Origin of the sequence: Dokdonia sinensis (assembly GCF_003688895.1) — a bacterium.
Lineage (GTDB): Bacteria > Bacteroidota > Bacteroidia > Flavobacteriales > Flavobacteriaceae > Dokdonia > Dokdonia sinensis.
In genome coordinates this window covers 104766-130481 of the sequence record NZ_REFV01000002.1, presented here as the reverse complement: position 1 = coordinate 130481, position 25716 = coordinate 104766, and the positions used below count along the sequence as shown (strand labels likewise).

At 39.0% G+C, this 25716-nt stretch carries 20 protein-coding genes; 12 read left to right on the top strand and 8 right to left on the bottom strand.

What is annotated here, in order from left to right; translation table 11 throughout:
• Positions 1–177: 177 nt before the first annotated feature.
• Positions 178–540 carry a nuclear transport factor 2 family protein gene (locus EAX61_RS02620; RefSeq protein WP_121916106.1) on the bottom strand — a complete coding sequence of 121 codons (363 nt, stop codon included), beginning with the start codon at positions 538–540 and terminating at the stop codon, positions 178–180.
• Between the two features lie 151 nt (positions 541–691).
• Here EAX61_RS02620 and EAX61_RS02615 point away from each other — a divergent pair, with 151 nt between their 5' ends.
• From EAX61_RS02615 to EAX61_RS02605, 3 genes are all read left to right on the top strand, one after another.
• The gene (locus tag EAX61_RS02615; protein ID WP_121916105.1) at positions 692–1129 is read left to right on the top strand and encodes a DUF1761 domain-containing protein; all 438 of its coding nucleotides are present in this window, start codon (positions 692–694) and stop codon (positions 1127–1129) included.
• A gap of 167 nt (positions 1130–1296) precedes the next feature.
• A complete protein-coding gene (locus tag EAX61_RS02610; RefSeq protein ID WP_121916104.1) occupies positions 1297–3453 on the top strand; it encodes a prolyl oligopeptidase family serine peptidase in 2157 nt (718 codons plus the stop codon).
• Between the two features lie 75 nt (positions 3454–3528).
• On the top strand, positions 3529–4233 hold the full coding sequence (locus EAX61_RS02605; RefSeq protein WP_147448323.1) for a hypothetical protein: 705 nt from the start codon (positions 3529–3531) through the stop codon (positions 4231–4233).
• A 15-nt stretch (positions 4234–4248) separates the two neighbouring features.
• Here the strand turns inward: EAX61_RS02605 and dprA are convergent, their stop codons facing one another.
• Entirely contained in the window at positions 4249–5352 is a 1104-nt protein-coding gene (gene dprA, locus EAX61_RS02600) for a DNA-processing protein DprA (protein ID WP_121916102.1), read from the bottom strand.
• A 101-nt stretch (positions 5353–5453) separates the two neighbouring features.
• Here dprA and EAX61_RS02595 point away from each other — a divergent pair, with 101 nt between their 5' ends.
• The 5 genes from EAX61_RS02595 to EAX61_RS02575 all read left to right on the top strand — a co-directional run bounded on the left by EAX61_RS02595 (position 5454) and on the right by EAX61_RS02575 (position 11613).
• Positions 5454–6389 (top strand): HU domain-containing protein, encoded by a 936-nt coding sequence (locus EAX61_RS02595; RefSeq protein WP_121916101.1) that lies wholly within the window; start codon positions 5454–5456, stop codon positions 6387–6389.
• A 186-nt stretch (positions 6390–6575) separates the two neighbouring features.
• Positions 6576–9983: an isoleucine--tRNA ligase gene (gene ileS / locus EAX61_RS02590; protein ID WP_121916100.1), complete on the top strand. Its 3408-nt coding sequence runs from the start codon at positions 6576–6578 to the stop codon at positions 9981–9983.
• 3 nt (positions 9984–9986) lie between these two features.
• Positions 9987–10370, top strand: coding sequence for a TraR/DksA family transcriptional regulator (locus EAX61_RS02585; RefSeq protein ID WP_121916099.1), 384 nt, complete (start codon positions 9987–9989; stop codon positions 10368–10370).
• A gap of 229 nt (positions 10371–10599) precedes the next feature.
• Positions 10600–10977, top strand: a complete 378-nt coding sequence (locus EAX61_RS02580; RefSeq protein WP_121916098.1) for a hypothetical protein — start codon at positions 10600–10602, stop codon at positions 10975–10977.
• Positions 10978–11613 carry a T9SS type A sorting domain-containing protein gene (locus tag EAX61_RS02575; RefSeq protein ID WP_121916097.1) on the top strand — a complete coding sequence of 212 codons (636 nt, stop codon included), beginning with the start codon at positions 10978–10980 and terminating at the stop codon, positions 11611–11613.
• A 51-nt stretch (positions 11614–11664) separates the two neighbouring features.
• On the opposite strand, the gene EAX61_RS02570 is transcribed toward EAX61_RS02575, so the two are convergent.
• From EAX61_RS02570 to EAX61_RS02550, 5 genes are all read right to left on the bottom strand, one after another.
• Complete coding sequence (locus tag EAX61_RS02570; protein ID WP_121916096.1) at positions 11665–14376, bottom strand: PD-(D/E)XK nuclease family protein; 2712 nt, start codon at positions 14374–14376, stop codon at positions 11665–11667.
• A gap of 67 nt (positions 14377–14443) precedes the next feature.
• Positions 14444–15838, bottom strand: a complete 1395-nt coding sequence (locus EAX61_RS02565) for an OmpA family protein (RefSeq protein WP_121916095.1) — start codon at positions 15836–15838, stop codon at positions 14444–14446.
• A gap of 121 nt (positions 15839–15959) precedes the next feature.
• On the bottom strand, positions 15960–17153 hold the full coding sequence (gene kbl / locus EAX61_RS02560; RefSeq protein ID WP_121916094.1) for a glycine C-acetyltransferase: 1194 nt from the start codon (positions 17151–17153) through the stop codon (positions 15960–15962).
• A 32-nt stretch (positions 17154–17185) separates the two neighbouring features.
• Positions 17186–20326 carry a UvrD-helicase domain-containing protein gene (locus EAX61_RS02555; RefSeq protein ID WP_121916093.1) on the bottom strand — a complete coding sequence of 1047 codons (3141 nt, stop codon included), beginning with the start codon at positions 20324–20326 and terminating at the stop codon, positions 17186–17188.
• Positions 20327–20393: 67 nt separating this feature from the next.
• Complete coding sequence (locus EAX61_RS02550; protein WP_121916092.1) at positions 20394–21899, bottom strand: Kelch repeat-containing protein; 1506 nt, start codon at positions 21897–21899, stop codon at positions 20394–20396.
• 435 nt (positions 21900–22334) lie between these two features.
• On the opposite strand from EAX61_RS02550, the gene EAX61_RS02545 reads away from it, so the two are divergent.
• The gene (locus EAX61_RS02545; protein WP_121916091.1) at positions 22335–22943 is read left to right on the top strand and encodes a superoxide dismutase; all 609 of its coding nucleotides are present in this window, start codon (positions 22335–22337) and stop codon (positions 22941–22943) included.
• Between the two features lie 77 nt (positions 22944–23020).
• On the opposite strand, the gene EAX61_RS02540 is transcribed toward EAX61_RS02545, so the two are convergent.
• On the bottom strand, positions 23021–23944 hold the full coding sequence (locus EAX61_RS02540; protein WP_121916090.1) for a LysR family transcriptional regulator: 924 nt from the start codon (positions 23942–23944) through the stop codon (positions 23021–23023).
• A gap of 87 nt (positions 23945–24031) precedes the next feature.
• On the opposite strand from EAX61_RS02540, the gene EAX61_RS02535 reads away from it, so the two are divergent.
• Genes EAX61_RS02535 through EAX61_RS02525 form a run of 3 tightly spaced genes read left to right on the top strand, consistent with a single transcriptional unit; the run spans position 24032 to position 25619 of the window.
• The gene (locus tag EAX61_RS02535) at positions 24032–24277 is read left to right on the top strand and encodes a hypothetical protein (RefSeq protein ID WP_121916089.1); all 246 of its coding nucleotides are present in this window, start codon (positions 24032–24034) and stop codon (positions 24275–24277) included.
• A gap of 29 nt (positions 24278–24306) precedes the next feature.
• Complete coding sequence (locus EAX61_RS02530; RefSeq protein WP_121916088.1) at positions 24307–24618, top strand: hypothetical protein; 312 nt, start codon at positions 24307–24309, stop codon at positions 24616–24618.
• Positions 24619–24653: 35 nt separating this feature from the next.
• Positions 24654–25619, top strand: a complete 966-nt coding sequence (locus EAX61_RS02525; RefSeq protein WP_121916087.1) for a sodium-dependent bicarbonate transport family permease — start codon at positions 24654–24656, stop codon at positions 25617–25619.
• The last annotated feature ends 97 nt before the right edge of the window (positions 25620–25716 follow it).

The window sequence follows — 25716 nt, the reverse complement described above, 5'->3', positions numbered from 1 at the left end:
TAGGTGCGGAATTAATCCCGCACCTGTGATGATGATAAAATCCCCAAATTCCACAAGAACAACATCGTCTTATTGGAATTTAGAACTTGAGATTTTGATTCCGGAGGTTTCGATACAATTTTCTTTAAAACGCTCTGCGTTTTAAAGAAAATCACTCAACCACCTCAGGCTGTGCCTTTATTCTTGATCATAGAAAAATTGCTCTTGTACAATTTTTCCATCCTTAACTTGATAAACTCCTATTTCTTGCATACGACTACGCTGTCCACTAGGTTTATGAGTGGTATCCATATCAAAGCGTACGGAGAACCAATTATCTGCCACAGTAGGTTCACTAACGGTACTGCTATGTACTTCAAAGTTTTCTTCCCACCACTCTCCTTTTTTAGCAACGGCTTCCATTCCTTCGGCTCTTGGGTTTTCGGCCCACTCGGGTTCTATACTTACGATATTTGGGCTGTATAATTCTTGGTAGCAACGGCCATAATCGCCTTTATTACACCACTCCACTAGATTATTTGCAATTTCTTGTGTCTTCATATTACTGTGATTTTAAGTTGTTCTGTTTAAAGATAATTAAGAATATTGACGTTTCAAAGCGCTGATATTAAACAAATTGGAATATTCTTACGCTCAACTACCATATTTTTTTGATACTTTTAAAACTAACTAACCAATACAATCAATTTTTATGGACGGATTTAATCCTAATTGGCTCGCGATGCTCGTCGCGTCTGCCTCCTCACTTGTCGTGGGGTTTTTTTGGTACGGACCGCTGTTCGGAAAAGCGTGGATGCGCGAGTCTGGAATGACCGAAGAAAAAATCAAAACAGGAAATATGGCACTCATCTTTGGGATGAGTTTTGTGTTTGCCTTTGTACTCTCCTTTATGCTTTGGGGGCTAGTGATGTTTGGCGGCGGTAATGGCGAGATTCACGGGAAGGAACCGTATCTTACCTTTAAGCACGGTGCTTTTCACGGGGCGCTTATGGCACTACTTTTTGTCGCGCCTATTTTAGGAACTATTGCGCTATACGAGCGACGCTCGTTCAAGTACGTCATTATCGCTGTAGGTTATTGGACCATCACACTCGCAATTATGGGTGGAATTATTAACGCGTGGGTATAACTCACAAAACGTCTTTCACCCCTTTTTACATTGAAACCAGCTCATCGGGCTGGTTTTTCTCTTAAAATATTTAACGTTTTCTTAAATATAAGCTACAATTCACGTACTCGTGTTACATTTGAGGGGTTACGCTTTCGCGAAAGCGTACCTATAAAAACCACCTTCTTATGAGAAAACTAGCAGTACTCCTTTGCACCGTTACGCTTGTAACTGCCTGCAAAACTGAAACCGAAGAAAAAACCAACCAAATTGCTGTGAATTATACAGAAACAAAAAAAGTAGATACCGTAGATACGTATTTTGGCACCGAAGTTCCCGACCCTTATCGCTGGCTCGAGGACGACCGAAGCGAAGAAACAATGGATTGGGTAAAACGTGAGAATGAAACCACTTACGGATATCTGGATCAAATCCCTTTTAGAGACGAGTTAAAGTCTAGGCTCTCTGAGCTTTGGAACTACGAGAAAGTGGGCGCTCCATTCAAAGAAGGCGATTATACCTATTTTTATAAAAATGACGGATTGCAGAATCAGTATGTCATTTACCGTTATAAAACAGGCGATGACCCAAGCACCGCCGAAGTATTTTTAGACCCAAACACCTTTGCCGAAGATGGTACCATCTCCCTAGGAGGCGCAAGCTTCTCTGATGACGGAAGTATTCTGGCCTACGCAATCTCTGAAGGAGGAAGTGACTGGCGCAAGATTCTTGTGATGGATACGGAGAAAAAGGAAATTGTAGAAGACACGCTTATTGATGTGAAATTCTCTGGAATGTCTTGGTACAAAAATGAAGGTTTTTACTACTCAAGCTATGATAAACCGAAGGGGAGCGAACTTTCGGCAAAGACAGACCAGCATAAACTATACTATCATAAACTGGGGACACCGCAGTCTAGTGATAAGCTCATCTTTGGCGGGACTGCAGATCAAAAACACCGCTACGTAGGTGGTGGCGTGAGTGAGGATAATAGATATTTAACTGTTTCTGCCCGCAACTCGACTTCTGGTGGAAAGCTGTTTTTAAAAGATCTTACCAAACCAAATAGTGACTTTATCACCATTCTTGACCACGAAGACTCAGACACCTACCTCATCGAGAATGAGGGCAGTAAACTTTTTATGGTCACGAACTTAAACGCTCCTAATCAAAAAATAATCACCGTAGACGCAAGCAATCCAGCACCAGAAAACTGGAAAGATTTTATACCAGAAACTGAGTATGTTTTAAGTCCAAGTACTGGCGGAGGTTACTTCTTTGCAGAGTATATGGTAGACGCTGTGTCTAAAGTAAAGCAATATGATTACGATGGCAAGCTCGTGCGCGACATTGATTTGCCGGGTGTAGGAAGTGTAGGTGGTTTTGGTGGGAAGCGTGATTATACAGAATCGTATTACAGCTTCTCAAATTACAAAACCCCTGGAAGTATCTATAAATATGATTATGCGAGTGGTAAGTCTGAACTCTTTATCAAGCCAGATATCGACTTTAATCCTGATAATTTTGAAAGCAAGCAAGTTTTTTACAGTTCAAAAGACGGCACAAAAGTCCCGATGATTATTACCTACAAAAAAGGAACAGAGCTCAACGGAAAAAATCCAACCATACTCTATGGTTATGGAGGTTTCAACGTGAGCTTAACACCTGGTTTTAGTATTGCAAACGCAGTATGGATGGAGCAAGGCGGAATTTATGCTGTTCCTAACCTACGTGGTGGTGGAGAATATGGTAAAGAGTGGCACGATGCAGGAACCAAGATGAAAAAGCAAAATGTTTTTGACGATTTCATAGCTGCTGCGGAATATCTGATCGATAATAAATATACTTCAAAAGAATATCTCGCGATACGTGGAGGTTCTAACGGAGGACTGCTTGTGGGGGCAACAATGACCCAAAGACCAGATTTAGTCCAAGTAGCGCTTCCAGCAGTAGGTGTTATGGATATGCTACGTTATCACACTTTTACCGCAGGAGCAGGATGGGCATACGACTATGGAACAGCAGAGGACAATAAGGAAATGTTTGAATATCTTAAAGGATATTCTCCTGTGCACAATGTTAAAGAAGGGGTACCCTATCCAGCGACTATGGTTACAACAGGAGATCACGATGACCGTGTGGTGCCTGCACATTCCTTTAAGTTTGCTGCAGAACTTCAGGAAAAACAAGCTGGTGATGCTCCAGTATTAATCCGCATTGAGACAGACGCTGGTCACGGCGCTGGCACACCTGTTTCTAAAACCATTGAACAGTATGCAGATATCTTTGGGTTTACACTTTACAATATGGGATATAAAGAACTTCCTAAGACGTTTAAAAAATAATTATTTGTAAAAACTAATATCAAGTCGAGCAACTCCTGAAAGATTGCTCGACTTCTTTATTTTAAAGAATACGTTTTGAAAAGACTAGCCACTCCTCGCAATATTCCTAAAATGGTTACAATTGCTCTTGCAATTGCCATTTTCGTGTTACTCATACTTCACTTTTGGAGCTATTCATATACGCTTTCAAATAATTTGAGTACGGAAAACTGGTACTTCAGAAAACTAAACTTTGGAGAGGAAAAGAATGCCCCTTCCGTTTTTTCGACCTTGCTCTATGTGATTATAAGTGTACTTCTTTTTAAAATAGCTACTAGTAATTTAGCAATTAAGAAACACAACGTTTTCTGGATTTCACTAGGAGTTATCTTCCTGTTTTTAGGAGCAGATGAATTATTGCGCATTCACGAAAAAATAGGTGGCGCTTTTTCTGATAATGTGGAAACTTCTGGGATTTTTTATTACAGTTGGGTTATTCCTTATGGCATTGCCCTTATCATTTTGGGAATCTTTATCGTCAAACCTCTTTTTAGTCTTCCGCGACGGACGCTTATATCGTTCATAAGTGCCGGAACTATCTTCATCATTGGGGCCGTAGGGTTTGAGATGATGGGTGGGTGGTATATAGATAATCACATCATAGATCACAGCACAATGTACAAGTCACGGCCTGTTTTCATACTTTATACGATAGAAGAATTGCTAGAGATGATAGGATTGAGTGCTTTTATCTATGCGTTGCTCAGGTTCCAGGAAAAGTATATCATTCCGAGACCATAAGTTATTACTAGATAATCATACCAACTCAAACTGTTTTCCCGGTAAAGCTCTTATTACACCTTTCATTTCCATCTGCAAAAGCAGGGATGCTATTTTAAATGTAGGGAGCTTACAGTTTAAGGCGATAATATCCAGTTGCTCCTTCCCATTTTCATTGAGAAAGCGCCATATTATTTTTTCCTCTTCTGTAAGTTCTACAAAAAGTTGTTTTTGGATCACCTTGGGAGCGGCCTCGTCTATTTTCCAGTTTAAAATATATAGCAAGTCTGCTGCGCTGGTCATCAAGTGTGCCTTTTGCTGCTTAATAAGATTATTGCAACCCAGACTTTGTTTGTCATCTGCACGACCAGGAACGGCAAAGACGTCACGGTTGTACCCATTTGCAAATTCAGCGGTCACAAGAGAACCGCCCTTGGCAGCAGATTCTATGACAATTGTGGCTTCGCTCAGTCCCGCGATAATACGGTTGCGTTGCAAGAAGTTAGTATGCACAAAACTGTCACTACTCCAAAAATCTGTAACAAAACCGCCGTTTGCTTCTACGGCTTTGGTGTATTTTGAATGTACTTTGGGATAGATTTGATTCAGGCCGTGGGCAAGTACTCCTACGTTTTGAACTCCGTGCTCGACGCACGCTTTATGGGCTGTGATGTCCACACCATAAGCAAATCCAGAGATTATAAGCGGATTAAGCGGTGCGATGTCTGCAATGAGTTTTTCTAAAAATGCAGTTCCATAGGTGGTAATCTTACGCGTCCCCACGATACTAATGATACGCGGGTTGTTCCAGTCTATATTTCCACGAGAGAAGAGTAGTATCGGCCCATCTATGCAATGCTTTAGTTTCTGTGGGTAATGTGGATCTGTGTATGTGGCGTACTGGATGTTATTGTCGTGTATGTATTGTAATTCCGCTTTCGCGAAAGCGTAATACTCCTCCTTACCAAAAGCACTTAATTTATGCTCCCCTACGCCGTCAATTTTTAACAACGTACTTTTCTTTTGCCGAAGGACCTCTTCTGCACTCCCAAAAATATTAATGAACTTTTTAATGGTTCCGTCACCCAGATTAGGCGTATGTTGCAAAGTTAAGAGGGTTAAAAGTTCATTTTCTGACATAAGAATCCAAGATTGAGCGGTCTAAGTAACGATATTTCTGCGTGTTAATAAAATGTTGTAGAAAGTCTTGGCTCACTCGCGATTTTGGTTAATTTTGAGATATGCAGTTAGACCAGTACATAAGCGACCTTTTATACAGATATGAGTGTGTGATTTTACCAAATTTTGGTGCATTTCTCACCCAATATAAAAGTGCGCGCGTACACGAAAGTACTAATGCATTTTACCCACCGCAAAAGCGTTTATCGTTTAATGCACAACTCACCGACAATGACGGCCTGCTGGCTAATTATATTGCAAAAAGTGAGATGATTCCTCACGAGGAAGCAAACAATCGCATTGCGAGTTATGTGCGTTTTCTTTTTGACAGCTTGCACAGAGGAGAAACTCAAGTTCTAGAAAATATAGGGACGCTATCGCTCACGGCAGATAGTCACGTAATTTTTGAGCCTTCGTATCATCTCAATTACTTAACTGACTCCTTTGGACTTGCTTCATTTACTACACCACAAATTGCGCGTGAAGTATATAAGGAAGAAGTCGAAAAACTAGAAGAAAAAGCGCCTATTGCTTTTACACCAGAGCGTCGCTCTAGCAGCTGGATAAAATATGCCGTTGCCGGAATGGTTATTCTGGGCGGAATAGGTCTCGCTGGATTTAAGTATGTTCAGAATGTAGAAGAATACAACTACGCTTCACAGCAAGAGGCAGATGAGCAACTTGAAGGAAAGATTCAAGAAGCGACTTTTATCATTGAAAACCCGCTACCTGCAGTTACACTTTCGGTAATGAAGCCTGTGGGGAAATATCATATTGTTGCTGGTGCCTTCCGCCAGGCAGAAAATGCATCAAAAAAAGTTTCTGAACTCAGAGATAAAGGCTACAAAGCCCGTCAGATAGGAACTAACCGCTACGGACTACACCAAGTAGTGTATGGTAGTTTCTCAGATAGTAAAAATGCACTTTCAGAATTGCGTTCGATAAGAACTTCTGACAACAAGGCCGCTTGGTTGCTTGTTAAGGAGTTGGAAAAATAATAGGTAATCAAGCTAGCTACAAGAAGTATTAAACCTGCGTCTTATGACTTTCTTTTAAGTGCCTTATACTGCCGTATTATATGTTCAATGTTGTAACATATAGTAGTTGTTTGCATCAGTAAAGTACGTCACGCATTTTCCAACAAAAAACCCGTAAATTCGCGCACAAATAATAAAGACCGTAAAATGAGCGCTAAGTTCACTGAATATAAAGGATTAGACCTTCCTGGCCTTGCTAGCGAAGTGCTTACCTACTGGAAGGAAAATGACATTTTTGAAAAATCAATTTCTTCCAGAGATGGGGCAGAGCCCTATGTTTTTTTTGAAGGACCACCTAGTGCAAATGGACTACCTGGAGTACATCACGTGCTTGCTCGAGCGATTAAAGACATTTTCCCACGCTACAAAACGATGAAAGGCTTTCAAGTAAAGCGCAAGGCTGGCTGGGATACTCACGGACTTCCCGTAGAACTTGGGGTTGAGAAAGAACTTGGTATTACTAAAGAAGATATCGGTAAAAAGATCTCTGTAGAGGAGTATAACGAGGCTTGTAAAAAAGCCGTGATGCGCTACACAGACATCTGGAATGACCTTACTGAAAAGATGGGCTACTGGGTAGATATGGAAGATCCATATATCACCTATAAGTCTAAATATATGGAGACCGTATGGTGGCTCCTAAAACAGATTTACAATAAAGATTTGCTGTACAAAGGCTACACGATCCAGCCATATTCTCCAAAAGCCGGAACAGGATTGAGCTCACACGAGCTTAACCAACCTGGTGCGTATCGTGACGTTACAGACACAACGGTGGTGGCACAGTTTAAAGTAACCGCTCAAGGTGAAAACGCACTTGCAAAAGAGCTTGCAGACGGAAGGACTTATTTTCTAGCCTGGACGACCACGCCTTGGACATTGCCTTCTAATACCGCGCTTACTGTTGGAAAGAAGATTGATTATGTACTTGTAGAGACCTTTAATCAATATACTTTTGAGCCTACTCGCGTCATTCTTGCAAAGAACTTAGTTGCTAAGCAATTTGATAAAAAGTTTGTTTCCGCTTCCGCGAAAGAAGAACTGGATACCTACAAGGCTGGCGATAAAAAGATCCCCTATTACATAATCAAAGAATGTAAAGGCGCAGATTTATTAGAACTTCGCTATGAGCAGTTATTCGATTTCGTACAGCCTAATGACAATCCGCAGGATGCCTTTCGTGTGATTGCTGGAGACTTTGTAACGACTGAGGATGGAACAGGAATCGTACACACCGCACCTACCTTTGGTGCAGATGATGCGCTTGTTGCAAAACTAGCTTCACCAGAAGTGCCGCCACTTTTGATTAAAGATGGAGATGGAAACTTGGTTCCTCTTGTAGACCTTCAGGGAAAATTTCGCCCTGAGCTAAAAGAATTTGGAAATAAGTACATCAAAAACGAATATTATAACGATGGTGAAGCTCCAGAGAAATCGATGGACGTTGAGCTTGCCATTCGTTTAAAAGAAGAAAATAAAGCATTTAAGGTTGAGAAATACGTACACAGTTACCCACACTGCTGGCGTACAGATAAGCCTGTATTATATTATCCGCTAGATTCTTGGTTTATCAAAGTGACCGACTTTAAAGACCGTATGCACGAGTTAAACCTGGGCATCAATTGGAAACCGAAGTCTACAGGAGAAGGCCGTTTTGGTAACTGGCTAGCAAATGCAAATGACTGGAATTTATCACGTAGTCGTTTCTGGGGAATCCCATTACCTATCTGGCGTACCGAAGATGGAAAAGAAGAACTTTTGATAGGTTCTATTGCAGAACTAAAAGCCGAAATCCAAAAAGCATTAGACAAAGGTGTAATGACCACAGATCCTTTTGAAGGATTTAAAGTAGGTGATATGAGTGAGGAAAACTACGATCTGGTAGACCTTCACAAAAACGTAGTAGATAAAATCACGCTTGTTTCAGATAGCGGTAAACCTATGACCCGTGAGGCAGATTTGATCGATGTTTGGTTTGACTCTGGATCAATGCCTTATGCGCAATGGCACTACCCTTTTGAAAATAAAGAGCTTGTAGAAGATGTTTGGCGCAAAGCAGACTTCATCGCCGAAGGTGTAGATCAAACTCGTGGTTGGTTCTATACGCTACACGCCATTGCGACAATGATTTTTGACGATGTGGCCTACAAAAACGTTGTTTCTAACGGACTTGTACTTGACAAGAACGGACAAAAAATGTCTAAACGTCTCGGCAATGCTACAGATCCTTTTGAGACCCTTGAAACCTACGGGCCAGATGCGACGCGCTGGTACATGATTTCTAATGCAAATCCTTGGGACAATCTCAAGTTTGATTTAGATGGCATCGAGGAGGTAAAACGTAAGTTTTTCGGGACGCTTTACAATACGTATAACTTCTTTGCACTGTATGCAAATCTGGATAGTTTCGCTTTCGCGGAAGCGGAAATAGAACTTTCTAAACGTCCAGAAATAGACCGCTGGATCTTATCAGAACTACACTCGCTTATCGCCGAAGTAGACAAATTTTATGCGGAATACGAACCAACTAAGGCGACAAGAGCCATAGACAAGTTTGTACAAGAAAACTTATCTAACTGGTTTGTACGTTTGAGTAGAAGACGCTTCTGGAAAGGTGAGTATGCGACAGATAAAATCTCTGCCTATCAAACATTATACACGTGTCTAGAGACGGTTGCAAAGCTTAGTGCTCCTGTAGCTCCATTTTTTATGGAGAAGCTCTACAAAGACCTGAACGCTACAACTGGAAGAGAAGATTTTGAAAGCATTCACCTTGCACAATTTCCTGTGAGCGATACGAAATATATCGATACTGCGTTAGAACATAAGATGCAGAAGGCGCAGGTTATAAGTTCGTTAACGCTTTCGCTCAGGGCAAAAGAAAAAATCAAAGTACGCCAGCCCTTACAGCGTATTATGATTCCTGTACTGAATGAAGTGGATAAAAAAGAGATAAATGCGGTCGAAGATTTAATTAAATCTGAGGTAAACGTAAAAGAAATCGAGCTTATTTCTGATGATTCTGGCATCCTAGTGAAGCAAATCAAGCCTAATTTTAAGGTATTGGGCCCACGCTTCGGAAAAGATATGAAGCTGATTGCTAGCAAGATAAATTCACTTGAAGCAAAAGATATTGCTACAATCGAGCGCGAAGGACAATTAACTGTTGAAATTAAAGGAGAAAATGTTATTTTGGAGGCCTCAGACGTAGAGATAACATCTCAAGATATCGAGGGGTGGCTTGTTGCTAGTAATGCGGGAGTAACTGTTGCGTTAGATGTAACTATAAGTGACGAGTTACGTAAAGAAGGCGTGGCCCGGGAACTTGTAAACCGTATTCAAAACTTACGTAAGGATTCTGGCCTGGAAGTGACAGACCGTATCCATATTAAGTTACAAGAAGAAGCATCGATTAACGAGACAATTGCGACGAATGCAACATATATTAAAGCAGAAACACTAGCAGATAGTCTTGAGATCGTTCCGACTATAAATGACGGCCTCGAGATTGCTTTTGATGATATAAAAACAATTTTAACCATTTCAAAAAATTAAGTTATGGCGACAGACATACAAGAACGTTTTAGCGATGCACAGCTCGAGGAATTCAAGCAACTCATCCTAAAGAAAATAGAAAAAGCACAGCACGACCTTGAGCTTATTAAAAGTGCTTACCTAAACGATGGTAATAATGGTACAGATGATACCTCTCCACAGTTTAAATCTTTTGACGAAGGAAGTCAGGTAATGAGTAAGGAGTCTAACAGCGCACTTGCAATACGTCAGGAAAAGTTTATACGTGACCTTAAGAATGCCCTCACCCGTATTCAAAACAAAACGTACGGTATTTGCCGAGTTACTGGTAAGCTTATCAATCCCGAGCGGCTTAAACTTGTGCCTCACGCAACCTTGAGTATTGAGGCTAAGAATATGCAGGGGTAAGTCGTTAGGCGACATACATTGTCGTAAATCAAAATTCTTACAGATAAGAAAGACGCTCATTTTTTGCGTCTTTCTTATTTAATGGCCTAACCTATGGCTGTTTCACAGGAAATGAAAGAATTTTTATTGTTTTGTCATAATTTTTTAAAATCCGTCGAAAATCGCCTTTGGCGATTTTATTGCACCATCGCGTTGCGAATGGTATCTTTATGTCCCCAAATCATTTTAAATGAAAAATTACATTTTTACCTTAATTGCAATCGCTATGGTTGCCACGAGCGCAACTGCGCAGAACATTACATTTGAAGACCCTGACACTTTACAGGGTATGCTCGACCAAGAACCGAGTATTGACACCAACAACGACGGCCAGATATCCGAAGCGGAAGCTGCCGAAGTTACATTTTTAGACCTCGATAGAAAATTTATTGATGTCTTTCCAGAAGCATTTTATTTTACAGCTTTAGAGGAAATCATTCTAACGCGTAACTTTTTAGAAGGCACTTTGGACCTTTCTCAAAACCCTGAATTACGTATTGTTATTGCTGACAATGCAAATTTTATCGATGAATTAATTTTATACACGGACGGACCTTCTAAATATTAGGTGTTAGAGTTTACTTCTAATAATATAACTAGTCTCATTGTAGGGAATAATAGTGTGGAAATCGAAACTTTTAATTTTGGAGGCAATATGTTGACCTCAGTTGTTTTTGGTAATATCCCTAAAATTAATCGTCTTGATATTGCTGGAAATTTTATTGAAACTATTAATCTTTCCACTATTGGAGAATTAAACATCTATAGAAGTTTTGCAAATAGCTTTTTACAACAAAATTTTTGTGTTGTTGATTCCTTCTCTGAAGGTGCAATGTTAAATGTAGGTGGTCAGAATGTAAATGAAGGATCTTATATCTATCCTCCAGATGCTGGAATTACAATCGTTGGTGAGGATGGTCCAAATTATGTAAATATGTCTCCTTTTGATTGTGACGGCAATTCATTGGGCATCAACGAACAGGCGATTGCAACACTCTCCCTATATCCGAACCCGACCAATGATATCGTGAACATCAAGACCGATATGCCAATTGATTCTTATGAGGTGTACAATCTTGTGGGTCAAAAAGTATTAAACGGCAATCAAAACACCGTTGACCTTACTTCTTTAAAGGCTGGTGTCTATATGGTTAAGATCCTTATAGGTGAAGCTACGACGGTAAAACGTATCATCAAAAATTAATTCCTTAATCTTTATTAACTCGCTCCTGAACGACCCAAAGTAAGGGGCACTTTATGTAGGTTGAGCAAAGGGAATATCAGGATTTAAAATCTCGGCGATTAACTGATCCAATATTTCTGAAAAAGAAGACAAGGTCTCTTCTGTGATATCTGTACTCTTGTCTTTTTTAAATGGCATAAAGCCAGACTTTAAATTTTTAAAGGAGATAATCCCTGCGCTTATAGGTAATGCCAGCGGCGTTTTTTTATGCATCATATAAGCATACATTAAAACTTGGAATGCCTTCTCGTATTTACCGGTGTCGTCAAGTAAATCTTCCCAATTTGCAGGAGATAAGTGCCTTGATTCTACCTTTCCTGTTTTGTAATCTATAATGCGTATATCACCATTGCGCTCCTCTACTAAATCTACTTTTCCTTTGAAGTTAATTTCTTTTTTAAATGACACATTAAGATTTGATTCCAACCCTCTTACGACGATGGTATCTCCGCTTTTTAAACTGGACAACTGCAGCTGCAAATAGTTCTCCACGTAGCGACACACCACTTGATAAATAATGAGATTCTTCCCTTGGGCGATCTGTGTGAGCCCGTATTCGGTTGCAAATTGATTTCTTACCTCGGCATCAATTTTTAGAATCATGCCTTCGATGATTTGGGCTGTGAGTTTTACGTTTACATAAGGTTTATAGAGCTCTTCCAAGGTATTATGAACGATGGTTCCCATTGTATTTGCGGCTACGGTCTCTTCAACATCTTCTCGTTCCTTAATACGCAGCACGTATTTGTAATAAAAATCAATTGGATTTCTGATGTATGTTGTGAGTGATGATGGGGAAAGCCCGGATTGTACAATTTCGCGTAAGCGGGATATTATTTCTGGAGTCTTTAAGATTGTATTTTCAGTATACGGTGCAACTTGAAATGAAGATGTGGCAACACTACTGGCTAGATCATGTGGCCCTTCTATTTCCATCTGTAAAATAAAACGGCTCTTTTCTGTACTTCCTATTCCTTGTGACGAAGTTGTGTATATAAAATCGACATTGTTTGCACGATGCAATAATCTATAGAAGTGATAGGCGTAAACTGCATCTTTCTCCCGGAAGGTGGGCAGTTTGTATGTTAGTTTGAGGTCATATGGAATGTATGAGTTAGTGCTTTTTCCTGCAGGTATCACTCCCTCATTTACAGAGGTCATGATAATATTCTTAAAGTCCAGGAGTCTAGACTCGAGTACGCCCATAATCTGTAGTCCTTCATAGGGATCTCCTCTTAAATCTAAAGTATGTGAACCGATAACATCCATATAAAAACGTCTAAGCGTCGCCACATCCTCAATGAAGGCATAAGTGTCATTTAAGTTTTTGAGCTGATTAAAGACCTTGTAAAAACCAAATAAGTACTCAAGTGCAAGAGCTTCCTTATGATCACTATGAAGTAAGCTTTCTTTAAGCCCCTGAATGAATGTGAGGCATAATTTTATGGCATTGTTCGGGTTATCATCCCAACTTGTAAATAGGCTGGCCACAATATCACTCTCTGTGTTCTGGAGGATCATTGTTTTTATTTCCTTTTCAGAAAAGTAGACGTAGTTCTGGCTAGCTATTGTTTTTTTAATCCTTTCTAAATTTGACCCCAGTAATTTTCCAACGGCTTGATGTTGTAATATGGCAACCACTTGTTTATAATAGTAGCCACGTTGAGAAACATGAGTATGTAACAAAAAAAGTTGGTCAAAGAGTGCTGCTGTAGGCGTTTGGCCTAGAGGCACTCCCATTGTGATATTTACTTTTTTAATATGGTCAGGAAGCGCATTAAGAATAGGTATGAGTAACCGTTCGTCATTCAGAATAACGGCGGTATTGCGCAATTCTTTACTACTTGTATATTGTTGTAATAGTTGCCCTACGAGTTTAGCTTGCTCAATATCTTGAGTTACTGCGATGGATCGTATATTTTTTTGGACTGGATAATTATTTGAAACGGCTAAAAAAGGGTTCGTCTGGTAATACTTCCACTCCTTTTTATAAGCTCTTAAAAAATAGGAAGCCTCGTGCTTCTTATTCTTCATAAACCACTCCTCTGCATCCCAAAAAACTGAAGTATTTCCCGCAGATAATAATGCTTGAATAATGTGCTGCTCTGAGGTATTAAGAGCATTGAAGCCTATGAATATGTGTTGTTTGTCTTTATTATTTTCGATGTAAAACTCTACATCATCGGCGGCTTTTCTATAGATGATTCCTTGATGACCTTTACCTTGTTTTTCAAGTTTTGTACAAAATGCTTTGTAAAGTACTGGAAGTGTTTCCCAAAAATCGAGGTAACGTTTAATAATATCTGTTTGATTATTTTCTGATGACCAATGATTGATTTCTTGGACGGCACTTAGATAATCAAAAAACTCTTTATGACTAACAAGATACCTATCGATCTCGTTAAAATCGTGAAGTACAGTTTGTGCCCAACCATAGAAGACAGCAAATGATTCCTGATTAACTTTCGGTGTTTTTTCTTGATAGACTTTAAAAAGCGTAAATAATTGTTCGGTTGCATCTATAGCTCTTAAGCCAGAAATATGCGCAATGAACTCCTCGATACTGAATATTTCTGGAGCAAAAATTGTTTTATTAAGCTTTTGCGAAAGTGCACTACGCACCATGTTTCCAGCCCTTCTGCTAGGGACAATGAACAAGGTATTTGTAACATCGTCGTTCTGCTTTAATACCGTAGCGACAACTTCTTCAATAAATGATTCCATACATCACTAAAAATAAAAAACGCCTCGATGACTCGAGACGTTTTCCAGTATTTATTTTATTGTATTTCTAGTTATCTAGAAGAGATAACTGTACACGTCTGTTTTCTTGACGTCCTGCAGCAGTATTGTTACTTGCTACTGGCATAGTCTCTCCAAATCCTTTAGACTCTAAACGACTTGATGCTATTCCTTTCCCTGTAAGATAATTCATTACAGAGGCAGCACGACGGTTAGAAAGGTCTAAGTTATAAGAATCGCTACCTCTAGAATCTGTGTGACCTTCTACAAGGAAACGTGAGTTAGGATACTCGTTCATAATTCCAGCGATATTGTCTAGTGTACCGTAAGACTCTTGACGTATAGATGCTTTGTCATAATCAAATAAAACTGATTTGAACTGCACGTTAAGATCTGTAAGAACCTCAACAGACATTTCTGGACATCCATTGTTTGCTACAGTACCTGCAACATCTGGACACTCATCGTCTTTGTCTAATACTCCGTCACCATCTCTATCTGCATAAGGACAACCATTGTTCTCACGTGGGCCAGCCTCATTAGGACACTCATCTTCGCTATCTTTTATTCCGTCGCCATCTGCATCTGGACATCCACCTAACGCTGCAAGACCTGCAACTGTAGGACAAGCATCTTTAGGATCTGGGATTCCGTCACCATCCGTATCAGGACAACCATCAAATTCAGCAAGACCGAATACAGTTGGACAAGCATCTTTAGAATCTTGGATTCCATCACCGTCAGTATCAGGACAACCATTAAACTCAGGAAGACCTGGAGTTTCTGGACACTCATCTTCTCTATCGTAAATTCCGTCACCGTCAGTATCTTTACCTCCGAAAACAAAACCTATAGTTGCTTGATGTTGGAAGTGTTTTGTTCCTTCATCTTCAAAAGCGTGCTTATATTTAGACTGTACACCAAGATTTATTTGCTCTCCTAACCAGAAACGAACTCCTGCAGAAGCGTTTGCTGTTCCAAAACCAGGAACCCCTCCGGTTGCTACACTTTCTAACCAGGTGTAACCTGCTCCAACTCCTAAATATGGATCAAACCATCCACCTTCTCCATTGATAAGGTCTCTAAGGCTGTAAGAAACATCTGCGTCTGCAGCATAGTACTCAAGAGAACCAGAAGGTCTAGTGTCTCCAATTTTATCAATACGATTTAACGATCCTGTAACTCCAACTACAAACCCATCTCCGATATATCGAGACACGTTGATAACTGATACAGAAGGTAAAATACTCCAGTGATCGTTTACGTTAAAAAATTCTTGAAATACTTCTCCTCGAAGTCCTTCTACTGGATCACCTACTGGGTAAGTGTCAACGGCATTTACACCAATACTAATTGCCCAAGGATTATTTTCGTCCTGTGCATTTACCGATGTCAATCCGAAAATTAGTAGCGAAGCGGCTAAAAATCTGCTTAGATGTTTCATTGTCTGTTGTTAATTTTAAGTGTTAATTAATCGCAAAAGTAAGTTGTTAACATTTATCAACAAAGATAAAAGTACTAAATTTTTGTGAAATACGAAACGCTCGCTTCGCTTGTGACAAAGCTTATATCACTCCTAAGTTTTTTCCGACTTTAGTAAATGCGGCAATTGCTTTGTCTAGATGTTCTAATTTGTGAGCAGCACTTAATTGCACTCTTATACGCGCTTTATCTTTAGGAACGACTGGAAAGAAAAAACCAATAACATAAATCCCTTCTTCTAAAAGTAAATCTGCCATATTCTGGCTAAGCTTTGCGTCATACAGCATTACAGGTACAATAGCAGAATCTCCATCTATTATGTCGAACCCTGCCGCTTTCATTCCATTTTTAAAATATTCTGTATTCTTTTGAAGCTTATCTCTTAATGTGGTGTCGTTACTTAACATTTCAAAAACTTTTATGGACGCACCGACGATCGCAGGTGCCAAAGAGTTTGAAAACAAATAAGGTCTAGACCGTTGTCTCAAAATTTCTATAATCTCTTTTTTTCCTGTGGTATATCCTCCCATTGCTCCACCAAGAGCTTTTCCTAATGTACCTGTAATGATATCAATACGTCCCATTACATTTTTTTCCTCCAGAGTACCTCGACCTGTTTCACCTATAAAACCTGTAGCGTGACACTCATCTATCATAACTAAGGCATCATATTTTTCTGCTAAATCACATATTTTATCTAAAGGTGCCACCAGCCCGTCCATAGAAAATACGCCATCTGTTACAATAATTTTAAAACGTGCTCCGTCTTCTTGCGCCTTTTTAAGCTGGACTTCGAGATCATCCATATCGCTATTTTGATATCGGTATCTCCCAGCTTTACACAAACGAACACCATCTATAATAGAAGCGTGATTTAATGAATCTGAAATTATTGCATCTTCAGGACCTAGAAGTGGTTCGAAAACTCCACCGTTTGCGTCAAAAGCTGCAGCGTAAAGAATCGTATCCTCTGTGCCATAATAATCTGCAATGTTTTTTTCTAGCTCCTTGTGTATGTCTTGTGTACCACAAATAAAGCGCACAGAGCTCATTCCGAAACCGTGGGTATCCATAACATCCTTTGCTGCCTGTATAACTTCTTTATTAGAAGAAAGTCCTAGGTAATTATTTGCGCAGAAGTTAATTACTTCTTCTCCCGTAGATATTTTAATTATTGCATCTTGAGGGGATGTAATGATGCGTTCCTTTTTATACAGACCTGCTTCTTTAATTTCGGCAAGTTCTTTTTGTAGGTGTTGTTGTATTGCTCCGTACATAATATCTTAAAATTTTAAACAAAGATACTTTTTTAGACCGTAAGCACCGTGACGTCTTGGTTTATGTACACAAGTTTACGTTCTGAAGTTTCTAGCTCCATCTCCTTGAGTATAGCTGTATATCTATCGAGCTGGTACTCATGACTTTCCTGAGGAACTCCCGTTTTATAGTCTATTATGGTAAGTTTTCCGTCTGCGTTTATCTCTATACGGTCTGGAATATGGATGTTTCCATCACTATCGAGAATAGGTCTCTCGTTGTATATTGTATTCCCATTTATAAATAATTCTTGTAAATCAGGATGTAACATCACTTTATTAAGATGACTGGTAATTTCTGGGACTTGCTCACGGTTTATAAGACCTTCCTCTAAGGCCTGCTCAATGACGGCTTCTTGCTGGCCGCGATGTTTAATTTTTGCAAGTAACTCGTGTAGTAAGTTTCCATAAGATATAGCTTCTTGTCGTTGCTCATTCCACAAGGTGCTGGCTTTTGTAATTACTTGGATATTGTGTGCTTCTTTAGGCGACGAAAAAAATTCTATTTTTTGGGTAGTTTGAATTTTAGATTCCTTATTTATTAGTACTTCAGTAGTACCCCAATCATATCTTTTTTCAGGACCTTCCCAGAGGTCTTTACTCTGGATATATGATTGTAGCAAGTGACCGTAGTACATTTTTTTGTTTTTGCTTTCGCGAAAGCGGGATACCACATATAACCTTCTTACGGCCCGTGTAAGGGCAACGTATAGCACGTTTATGGCGTCAAATTGTTGCTGCGACTGCCTTTCTTCATAAAGCGCTGCTGGAAGTTCTCCATAATTTACCATCTCACTCCTGTGGCTTATGAGTAATTCTTCGAAACCTCCAAAAGTTTGCGCCTCTGTCTCTAACCAATGATATTCTTCTCTATGGGAATACAAATCTGCATCTGCATAAGGGAAAATTACTACAGGAAACTCAAGCCCCTTAGATTTATGGATGGTCATTAATTGTATAGCATCCTCCTGTCTGGGAATCTGAATACTGAGCTTATCTTTTTTGAGCTCGTAATATGCGAGAAAATCACTAAGTCCCCCATTTTTTGCTGTAAACTCATATATCTCATTGAGATATCCCACAAGAAATGCATCCCCTTTTTTGTCTAGGGATAAAGCTCGCAGAAGATACTCTGCTCCCTCATACAATGGAAGGGTGTTAAAAATGCTTGTTTCTATTAAAATTTGATACTCAGAAGAAAGTTTTTGCAATAATTGCTGTGTAGGAAGATGGATATGCTCTGCAATAAAATAATGCTTGTCCTCAATCTTAAGAACTTCTGTAAGGTACTCCAGCACTACTATTGTGATTTCTGCAGTATCTGGGTGAACCATTAAGGTAAGCATCGCATTGAGACAGTTTACCTCTGGAGAAGATGATAACAAAAGACTCTCGTTTGAAACGACCTTAATGTCATTTTCTGCAAGAAAACGGGCTACTGCGGCACCGTGCTTATTACTTCTAGTCAAGATACAAATGTCGTTTAGAGGGATGTTATCCTGCTGGATTTCTCTTACTATCTGTAATGTTTTTTTTAGATACAGGGGTTCTAGTTCTTCTACGGTTGCACCTTCTACAAAATTAAGGGCAACATACCCTCCCTTACGATGGTTGGTGTTTTGAGTATTTCCTGTCTTATAAATTTCTTCATAGTTTGGATTACTATATTCTTGAGCTAGATGTGTAAAAAAGGCGTTATTAAATTTTATAATTTCCTCGTGGCTTCTCCAATTGGTATCTAGATATTCTGTCTTAAAATTTTCTATAGCAAAGGGCTGCTTTCCATTGCTCAAATCGATAAATTGCTCGGCCTTCCCACCTCGCCAGCGATAAATAGCCTGCTTTGGGTCGCCCACGAGCAAAGCAGTATTAGGAACCTCATCTTCAGATTGAGAACTTAAGGCACTTTCCATAAGAGGAATAAGATTACTCCATTGCATTACAGAGGTGTCCTGAAACTCATCTACAAAATAATTTGTGTAGCGCTCTCCTAATCTCTCGTAGATAAATGCTGCGGGTTCGTTACGCAAGTATTTAAAGATATGCTCATTAAAATCTGAAATAAGCAACAAGTTTTGATCTTCTTTTATGCTCTGGATCTCATTGTAAATGAGCCTGAGCACAGAAAGTGGTACTAGTCTTTTCTTAAAATCTTCCAACTCGGTGATTTTGTAGTGAAGTGCCTTGGTCTCGTCAAAGAATGTAATGAGCTGTGGCTTTATGCTGTCAATTGTTGCTTTTATTTCTGACTTTTCAGTAGCTCGGTAAAAGTTATATACGGAGATGTCCTGAAGCCACTTTGTAGTTGCAGGATAACTAACAGTCTCCGGTTCTGAATCCAGTTTTTGAAGGTGTTTTGAGAAAGTACTTAAAAAATTATCTAAAGTAAGCCCATTATTATTTATTAGTTCAAGTGCAGTGTCTGTGTTTGTTTTTATTTTCGTTTTAAGAGAAAGGATCTTTTTGTTAAGGATTGTCTTAAGCTTCTTAAAATCGGCTAGATCGTGTTTGCTTATTCTCGTGATTGCATCTCTGTCATTTTCCTTATATAGCAACTTAGCGATAGTATTTAGGTCATAACTAATATCCCAACTTTTGTCATCGTCTGCTTTTTCTAAGGCAAAATTGATAAGTACTTCTGTGATTTCCTTATCCGTTCCTGCTTTATCTATAAGGAGATCTACAGCTTTTTCATAAATCTCGTTAACGTCTAATGATATTTCAAAATTACCAGAAAGCCCTAAATCTTTTGAGAAGGTCCTTAAAATACGATGCGTTAAAGTGTCTATTGTAAGTATGTCCAGCGAGGCATAGTCGTGTATGATGTTCTCTAAGATTATTTTAGATTTCTTGATTATCTCCTCTTGCGATAGTTTTAGTGAGTTAGAAAGATCTTCCATCATCGTAGGAATTTCTTTGTCGCCATTATAGTTTGAAAAATCAAGAAGCGTTGTAATAACTCGTTCTTTCATTTCCTCAACAGCTTTATTTGTAAAGGTAATTGCAAGCAGATTACGGTATTTGTAGGGACTGTTGCTTCTAAGTAAAATACTCACATACTGTTTCACTAGCGTATAAGTTTTACCAGATCCCGCAGAGGCATTATAAATTGTAAACGTATTGTGTTGTGACATCTTATAAAAATAGAAAAGCTACCCGAGATTGGGTAGCTTTTCTGTTTTTATAAATATGCCTTTATTTTTAATTTAAGTCTGCAACTAGAATGTTGTTAGGTGATGGAGTGTCCGGATTGTTATCATCATCAAGTCCATCGTCATATATGATGTAAAGTCTGTTGTTAAAAAGTCCCATCCCGTGAATACTCACAAAATCATCTTGTGTTCCTGTTAGGTTAGTTGTGAGCTCTGTCCAGCTGCCATCTCGAGTATCATAAACTCCAATAAACTCATCTCTACCCGTGTTGTTACCCTCATCATTACGCAGATCAATTCTTCCAGCTACGTATATTAAGTTCTGGAAACGTTCTACATAAGAGTAGTTAAGGCTAACTGGCATTGTTTCTGTAGTTATCTGTTGTGTTGCTATATCAATTATATAAAGTGTGTTCATCGCATCTGATCCACCAAACGTTGTTGTTCCTCCAAAAACATAAAGCTTATTATTTACAATAGTCCCCCTCGCTCCAAATCTAGGTTCTGGTAATGACACAAAATCACTAAGCTGCCCAGTCTCTAAGTTATATTGGAAGATTTTCTCGGGATCTACATTATCTAATCCGCCTCCTATAATGTATAAAATATCGCCTTGAACGGCTGTTCCAAATCTAGTTAATGCTTTACCATGAAGTTCAGAAGTAGGATTGTTTAAATCATCTAAATCATAACGGTTTACATATTGACCTCCTACGATGACAAGTTGATCATCGCGCACTAATAATTGTTTGGAAACAAAATCTGCCTGTGGAAACAGGAAAGACTCTTCTGTCCCTGTTTCTGCATTATATTTTACAACCAGTTCACTGTTATTATTATTTACCGCAGCTCTAGTAGAAACAAATAAACTATTATCTGCATAAGAACCCGCAAAACCAGGGGCGCAACTAGACACACAGTCATTAAACAAAACTGCAAAATTAGAAAACTGTAGATCTGTTTGTGGCGCTGCATAATCTTCAGATGTCTTTGTGGTAAGGTCAAAATCCAATGTTTCTCCAGCCCTACGTCCCTCAGTAAAAGAAAGCTGTCCCGTTATGGTATTCTCATCTATAACCTGAAAAGTCATATTGCCGTCTAGTCCAGAGAGGTTTGTACTGCTCTCTGCGTCAAAAGAAAAACTCGACATAACAGGGGCCTTATAAAAATCAAGAAGCGTTTCTTGGGAGCTCGTGCCATCTACACCAATGGCATTACCTTGCCTCCACTCAAGCGAGCCATTTGTTCTTGATCCAGAAAATATAAACTCATCATCTACAACGTTAAAATTGCTAGAAATATCTATAGCCCCAGACTCGTTATTCAGCGTAGCTTGCTCGATGCGCCAGACTTTGCCGCTACCGTCATTAGTTAAGTTTGCTGTGGTCATCTCTTGAGCAGCAAGAAGTTCTGACATACCATTGTCTCCGTCATCAGTCATTCCTCCGTCATCGTCTGTAGTAACTACCATCTCTTCTGGAGAATCATCGTCACCACAACTCATAATAGTAAAACTGGCAGCTAGTAAAAGCACCCATAATTTTGAAAATTTCATAGATATTTAATTTGGTTAATAGTATTGAGCTAAAATAAATTTGATAGCCGTTCTAGACAATACCCAATAATGGGTATTTTATATGAAAGGTAAGCCCTTAAAATCTGGATGTAAATTCTTAGTGAAAATAAATGCTTTATAAATGAAAATGTTGCTTTTTACGCTTTCGCGAAAGCGTATAATACCCAAGTAACAGCGTTATAAATTTGAGCACGCCATTTATCATCGTATGATTCTCATTTGGTTAAAGTCTTGTACAAACCTATGTCTGCTCAGTAAGCTTAAATTTACTTATTCTCCACTCAGCTAATTAGTTATTCAGATCAAAAGGGCAAAAACATCCACAAAAACTATAAGATTTCTATAACATAGAAGAAGAACTACATTGCTTAACTTTGTTTTTTAAGAAAGATTAATCAACAAAAACACAACATTATGCCATTCGAATTACCAGAATTACCATATGCAAAAGATGCTTTAGAGCCTAATATAGATGCTAAAACCATGGAGATACACCACGGAAAGCATCACGCAGGTTATACTTCTAAACTCAATAGCGCAATCGAAGGAACTGACCTTGATGGTAAAACTATAGAGAATATTTTAATTAATCTTGATATGAGTAATACCGCTGTTCGCAATAATGGTGGTGGATACTATAATCACCGTCTTTTTTGGGAAGTGATGTCTCCATCAGGAGGAGGAGAGCCTTCTGGAGAACTTGCAAATGCTATAAATGATGCCTACGGAAATTTCGAGTCTTTTAAAGATAAATTTTCTGCGGCAGCTGGAGGACAATTTGGTTCAGGTTGGGCATGGCTCTGCGTACACGAAGGCGGAAAAGTAGAAGTTTGTTCTACACCTAATCAAGATAACCCTATAATGCCAGGGGTAGGATGTGGAGGAACTCCAATATTAGGTCTTGATGTATGGGAGCACGCTTATTACCTCAACTATCAAAACAGACGCCCAGATTATGTAAACGCATTTTTTAATGTGATTAACTGGGAGAAGGTTGCTTCTCTATATGCTCAGAATAAATAGGCTATTACTTTTATAATAAATCTAACCCGCTCTTAGGAGCGGGTTTTTTTGCTTTCGGCAAAGCGTAAAAAGAAAATTCAATACGCCTCAAACCATTCAAATTTATCTTTAATAATCTGATCTTTAGAGGCCTCAAGATAATCCCGTAAAGCAGTAGCAACTGGAGACAGCTTCTTTGCCTTGAGCCAGACCAGATTCCACTCTGTAACCACAGGTAAATCCTTAGCAGGAATAATGTGCAGGTCACCCGAAAATAATTCGTTTTTTAGCCCTATAAGTGGTAATATAGAATACCCTAATCCTGAAATAACGGCTTGCTTTACGGCTTCGTTTGAGGTGAGGGCAATTTTTTTAGTAGCAGGAATTTCAATTTTATTTAAATAATTTTCCATCGCATTGCGCGTGGCAGATCCTTGCTCCCTAAAGATAAGCGGTAGCGATTTAAACTGTTTTCGTGTGATATTTCTTCCTGAAAGTTTGTGCTCTCGAGGTCCTACGAAGTACAACTTATTCTTCATAAGTGGGATGCTGTCCAACTTAAGGTTGGGCGGTATCGTAGAGACCATCGCAAAGTCTATCTCATTATTCTCAAGGCTCGTAATCACACTAGATTTATTGGTCACGTCCATCTGTAAGTCTACGCCCGTGTTCTGACGCATAAAATCTGTTAGAAAATAAGGTATCACATATTTTGCAGTAGAGACGATTGCAATGTTTAGCGTCCCCGAAAGTTCGCCTTGATAAGCAAGTGTTTTATGATTAATTGTCTTTACCTCTTCTAAAATATTTCTTGCAGCTTCGGCAATTTCTTTACCAAATTCTGTTACATATAACTGCCTTCCCACGACCTCCGTAAGCGGGATAGGAAACTGATTTTGAAAATTCTTTAATTGTATTGAAACCGCTGGCTGTGTAAGACACAGCTCTTCTGCAGCCTTTGTTATGCTTCGCAAGTCGGCGATTTTTATAAATACTTGAAGCTGGTGTAATGTATAATGCATAAATAATATTAATGTTTTTCATTATAAATATAAATAAAAATATATGAGTTATGTACTACATCTTTGCATCGTCAAAAAAAACAAGATATGTTACAACGCATTAAAATTGAAACTTTTTCTCAAGCGTACATCAACGCAGAGAAAACCGCCAGCAAGAGCGTAGATTGGTCAAAAGTATTTTATATCCTGCAATGTGTTTTACTTTTTGCATTTCCCATAGGTGCCATTGCACTTTCTATTGCAAATGATTACCTCTTCTTAAACGAGATTTTATCTGGCACTTTTTTACTAACTCTTATCCTCATTGTGAAAATCGCAGGAGGAAAATCCTAACAAATTAATCTACTAAAAAAATTAAAACAATGAACACGCAACTCACTACAGAAACAGCACAAATTACAGATCAAAAAATCAACCTTATCGACGGGCTTTTTACAGCTACTGAAGCTGGAGATGTCCTACACGCTATGCTCGATAAGAAAATCAATTTTCACAAACTACAACGTCTCACTCGCACTGAGGGTAATATGGATGATGCTTGCGAGTATGACAATGGTCGTATTTTAGAACTTATAGATGAGAAAGGAAAACTTAAAGACTTCTTAAGTAGCATACGTGCAGAGGGGTGTAAACTCGAAATTAACAGCACGATAAATATTAATGTAAGAAGGTAATCACTTTCTAAAAACTACCAAACCACTCCTACCTTATGGATTTACATCTATTGGTCGACAATCTGACCAATCCAGCTCTCTTGTTCTTTTTTCTAGGACTAATAGCCGTGCAAGTAAAAAGTGATCTAGCGATACCGCCTAGTTCTTCTAAGTTTATTTCCCTTTACTTATTATTTTCCATCGGCTTTAAGGGAGGGCAAGAATTAGCTCATTCGGAATGGGGCTATGAGATTGTATTTTCGTTGATTTTTGGGGTATTGCTGGCACTTATAGTGCCTGTATATACCTTTTTTATATTAAAAAAGAAACTTGGCGTCCAGAATGCCGCGGCCATTGCCGCGGCTTATGGATCTGTAAGCGCAGTAACCTTTGTAACGGCTGTCTCATTTTTGGATATGGAGGCAATCCCATACAATGGTTATATGGTTGCGGTTATGGCAATTATGGAAGCCCCATCTATTATAATAGGTGTGCTTTTGATGTCCTTATTTTCAGTCACAAAAGCCTCTAATCTAAATATGGGATCTATTGTAAAGCATTCTGTGACTAACGGCAGTGTGATGCTTATTTTAGGGAGTTTAGTCATCGGGTTTCTGGCTAATGATGCACAGGCAACTGGAATCGCTCCTTTTACAACAGATATTTTTAAAGGCTTTCTCGCAGTTTTCCTTTTGGATATGGGTATTGCTAGTGGCAAAAAAATAGGAAGTCTTAAAGATTACGGCGCTTTTCCCTACATATTTGCCATTGCAATCCCAATTATCAACGGGGTTATTGTTTGCTTTCTAAGTGCTCTAATTACTGACGAGATAGGAAACCGATTTCTCTTTGCCATTCTTGCCGCAAGTGCATCTTATATAGCCGTTCCCGCCGCTATGAAACTTGCTGCACCGGATGCAAATGAAGGGTTGTATCTTCCTATGGCGCTAGCGATTACATTCCCTTTTAATATCACATTCGGGATGCCATTATATATGTATTTGATACAAGTTTTTCCTTAAAGATGCGCTTTCGCGAAAGCTTAAAAAAGCAAAATTTAAGATAAAAATAACGCTCCTAGACCGCTCGATACTTTCCTAAAGAGAGATTTACCCGTAT

Bases quoted from the DNA above. Each gene is read 5' to 3' on its own strand.
- EAX61_RS02620 (WP_121916106.1), bottom strand. From the start codon at position 540: ATGAAGACACAAGAAATTGCAAATAATCTAGTGGAGTGGTGTAATAAA.
- EAX61_RS02615 (WP_121916105.1), top strand. From the start codon at position 692: ATGGACGGATTTAATCCTAATTGGCTCGCGATGCTCGTCGCGTCTGCC.
- EAX61_RS02610 (WP_121916104.1), top strand. From the start codon at position 1,297: ATGAGAAAACTAGCAGTACTCCTTTGCACCGTTACGCTTGTAACTGCC.
- dprA (WP_121916102.1), bottom strand. From the start codon at position 5,352: ATGTCAGAAAATGAACTTTTAACCCTCTTAACTTTGCAACATACGCCT.
- EAX61_RS02595 (WP_121916101.1), top strand. From the start codon at position 5,454: ATGCAGTTAGACCAGTACATAAGCGACCTTTTATACAGATATGAGTGT.
- ileS (WP_121916100.1), top strand. From the start codon at position 6,576: ATGAGCGCTAAGTTCACTGAATATAAAGGATTAGACCTTCCTGGCCTT.
- EAX61_RS02585 (WP_121916099.1), top strand. From the start codon at position 9,987: ATGGCGACAGACATACAAGAACGTTTTAGCGATGCACAGCTCGAGGAA.
- EAX61_RS02580 (WP_121916098.1), top strand. From the start codon at position 10,600: ATGAAAAATTACATTTTTACCTTAATTGCAATCGCTATGGTTGCCACG.
- EAX61_RS02570 (WP_121916096.1), bottom strand. From the start codon at position 14,376: ATGGAATCATTTATTGAAGAAGTTGTCGCTACGGTATTAAAGCAGAAC.
- EAX61_RS02565 (WP_121916095.1), bottom strand. From the start codon at position 15,838: ATGAAACATCTAAGCAGATTTTTAGCCGCTTCGCTACTAATTTTCGGA.
- kbl (WP_121916094.1), bottom strand. From the start codon at position 17,153: ATGTACGGAGCAATACAACAACACCTACAAAAAGAACTTGCCGAAATT.
- EAX61_RS02555 (WP_121916093.1), bottom strand. From the start codon at position 20,326: ATGTCACAACACAATACGTTTACAATTTATAATGCCTCTGCGGGATCT.
- EAX61_RS02550 (WP_121916092.1), bottom strand. From the start codon at position 21,899: ATGAAATTTTCAAAATTATGGGTGCTTTTACTAGCTGCCAGTTTTACT.
- EAX61_RS02545 (WP_121916091.1), top strand. From the start codon at position 22,335: ATGCCATTCGAATTACCAGAATTACCATATGCAAAAGATGCTTTAGAG.
- EAX61_RS02540 (WP_121916090.1), bottom strand. From the start codon at position 23,944: ATGCATTATACATTACACCAGCTTCAAGTATTTATAAAAATCGCCGAC.
- EAX61_RS02535 (WP_121916089.1), top strand. From the start codon at position 24,032: ATGTTACAACGCATTAAAATTGAAACTTTTTCTCAAGCGTACATCAAC.
- EAX61_RS02530 (WP_121916088.1), top strand. From the start codon at position 24,307: ATGAACACGCAACTCACTACAGAAACAGCACAAATTACAGATCAAAAA.
- EAX61_RS02525 (WP_121916087.1), top strand. From the start codon at position 24,654: ATGGATTTACATCTATTGGTCGACAATCTGACCAATCCAGCTCTCTTG.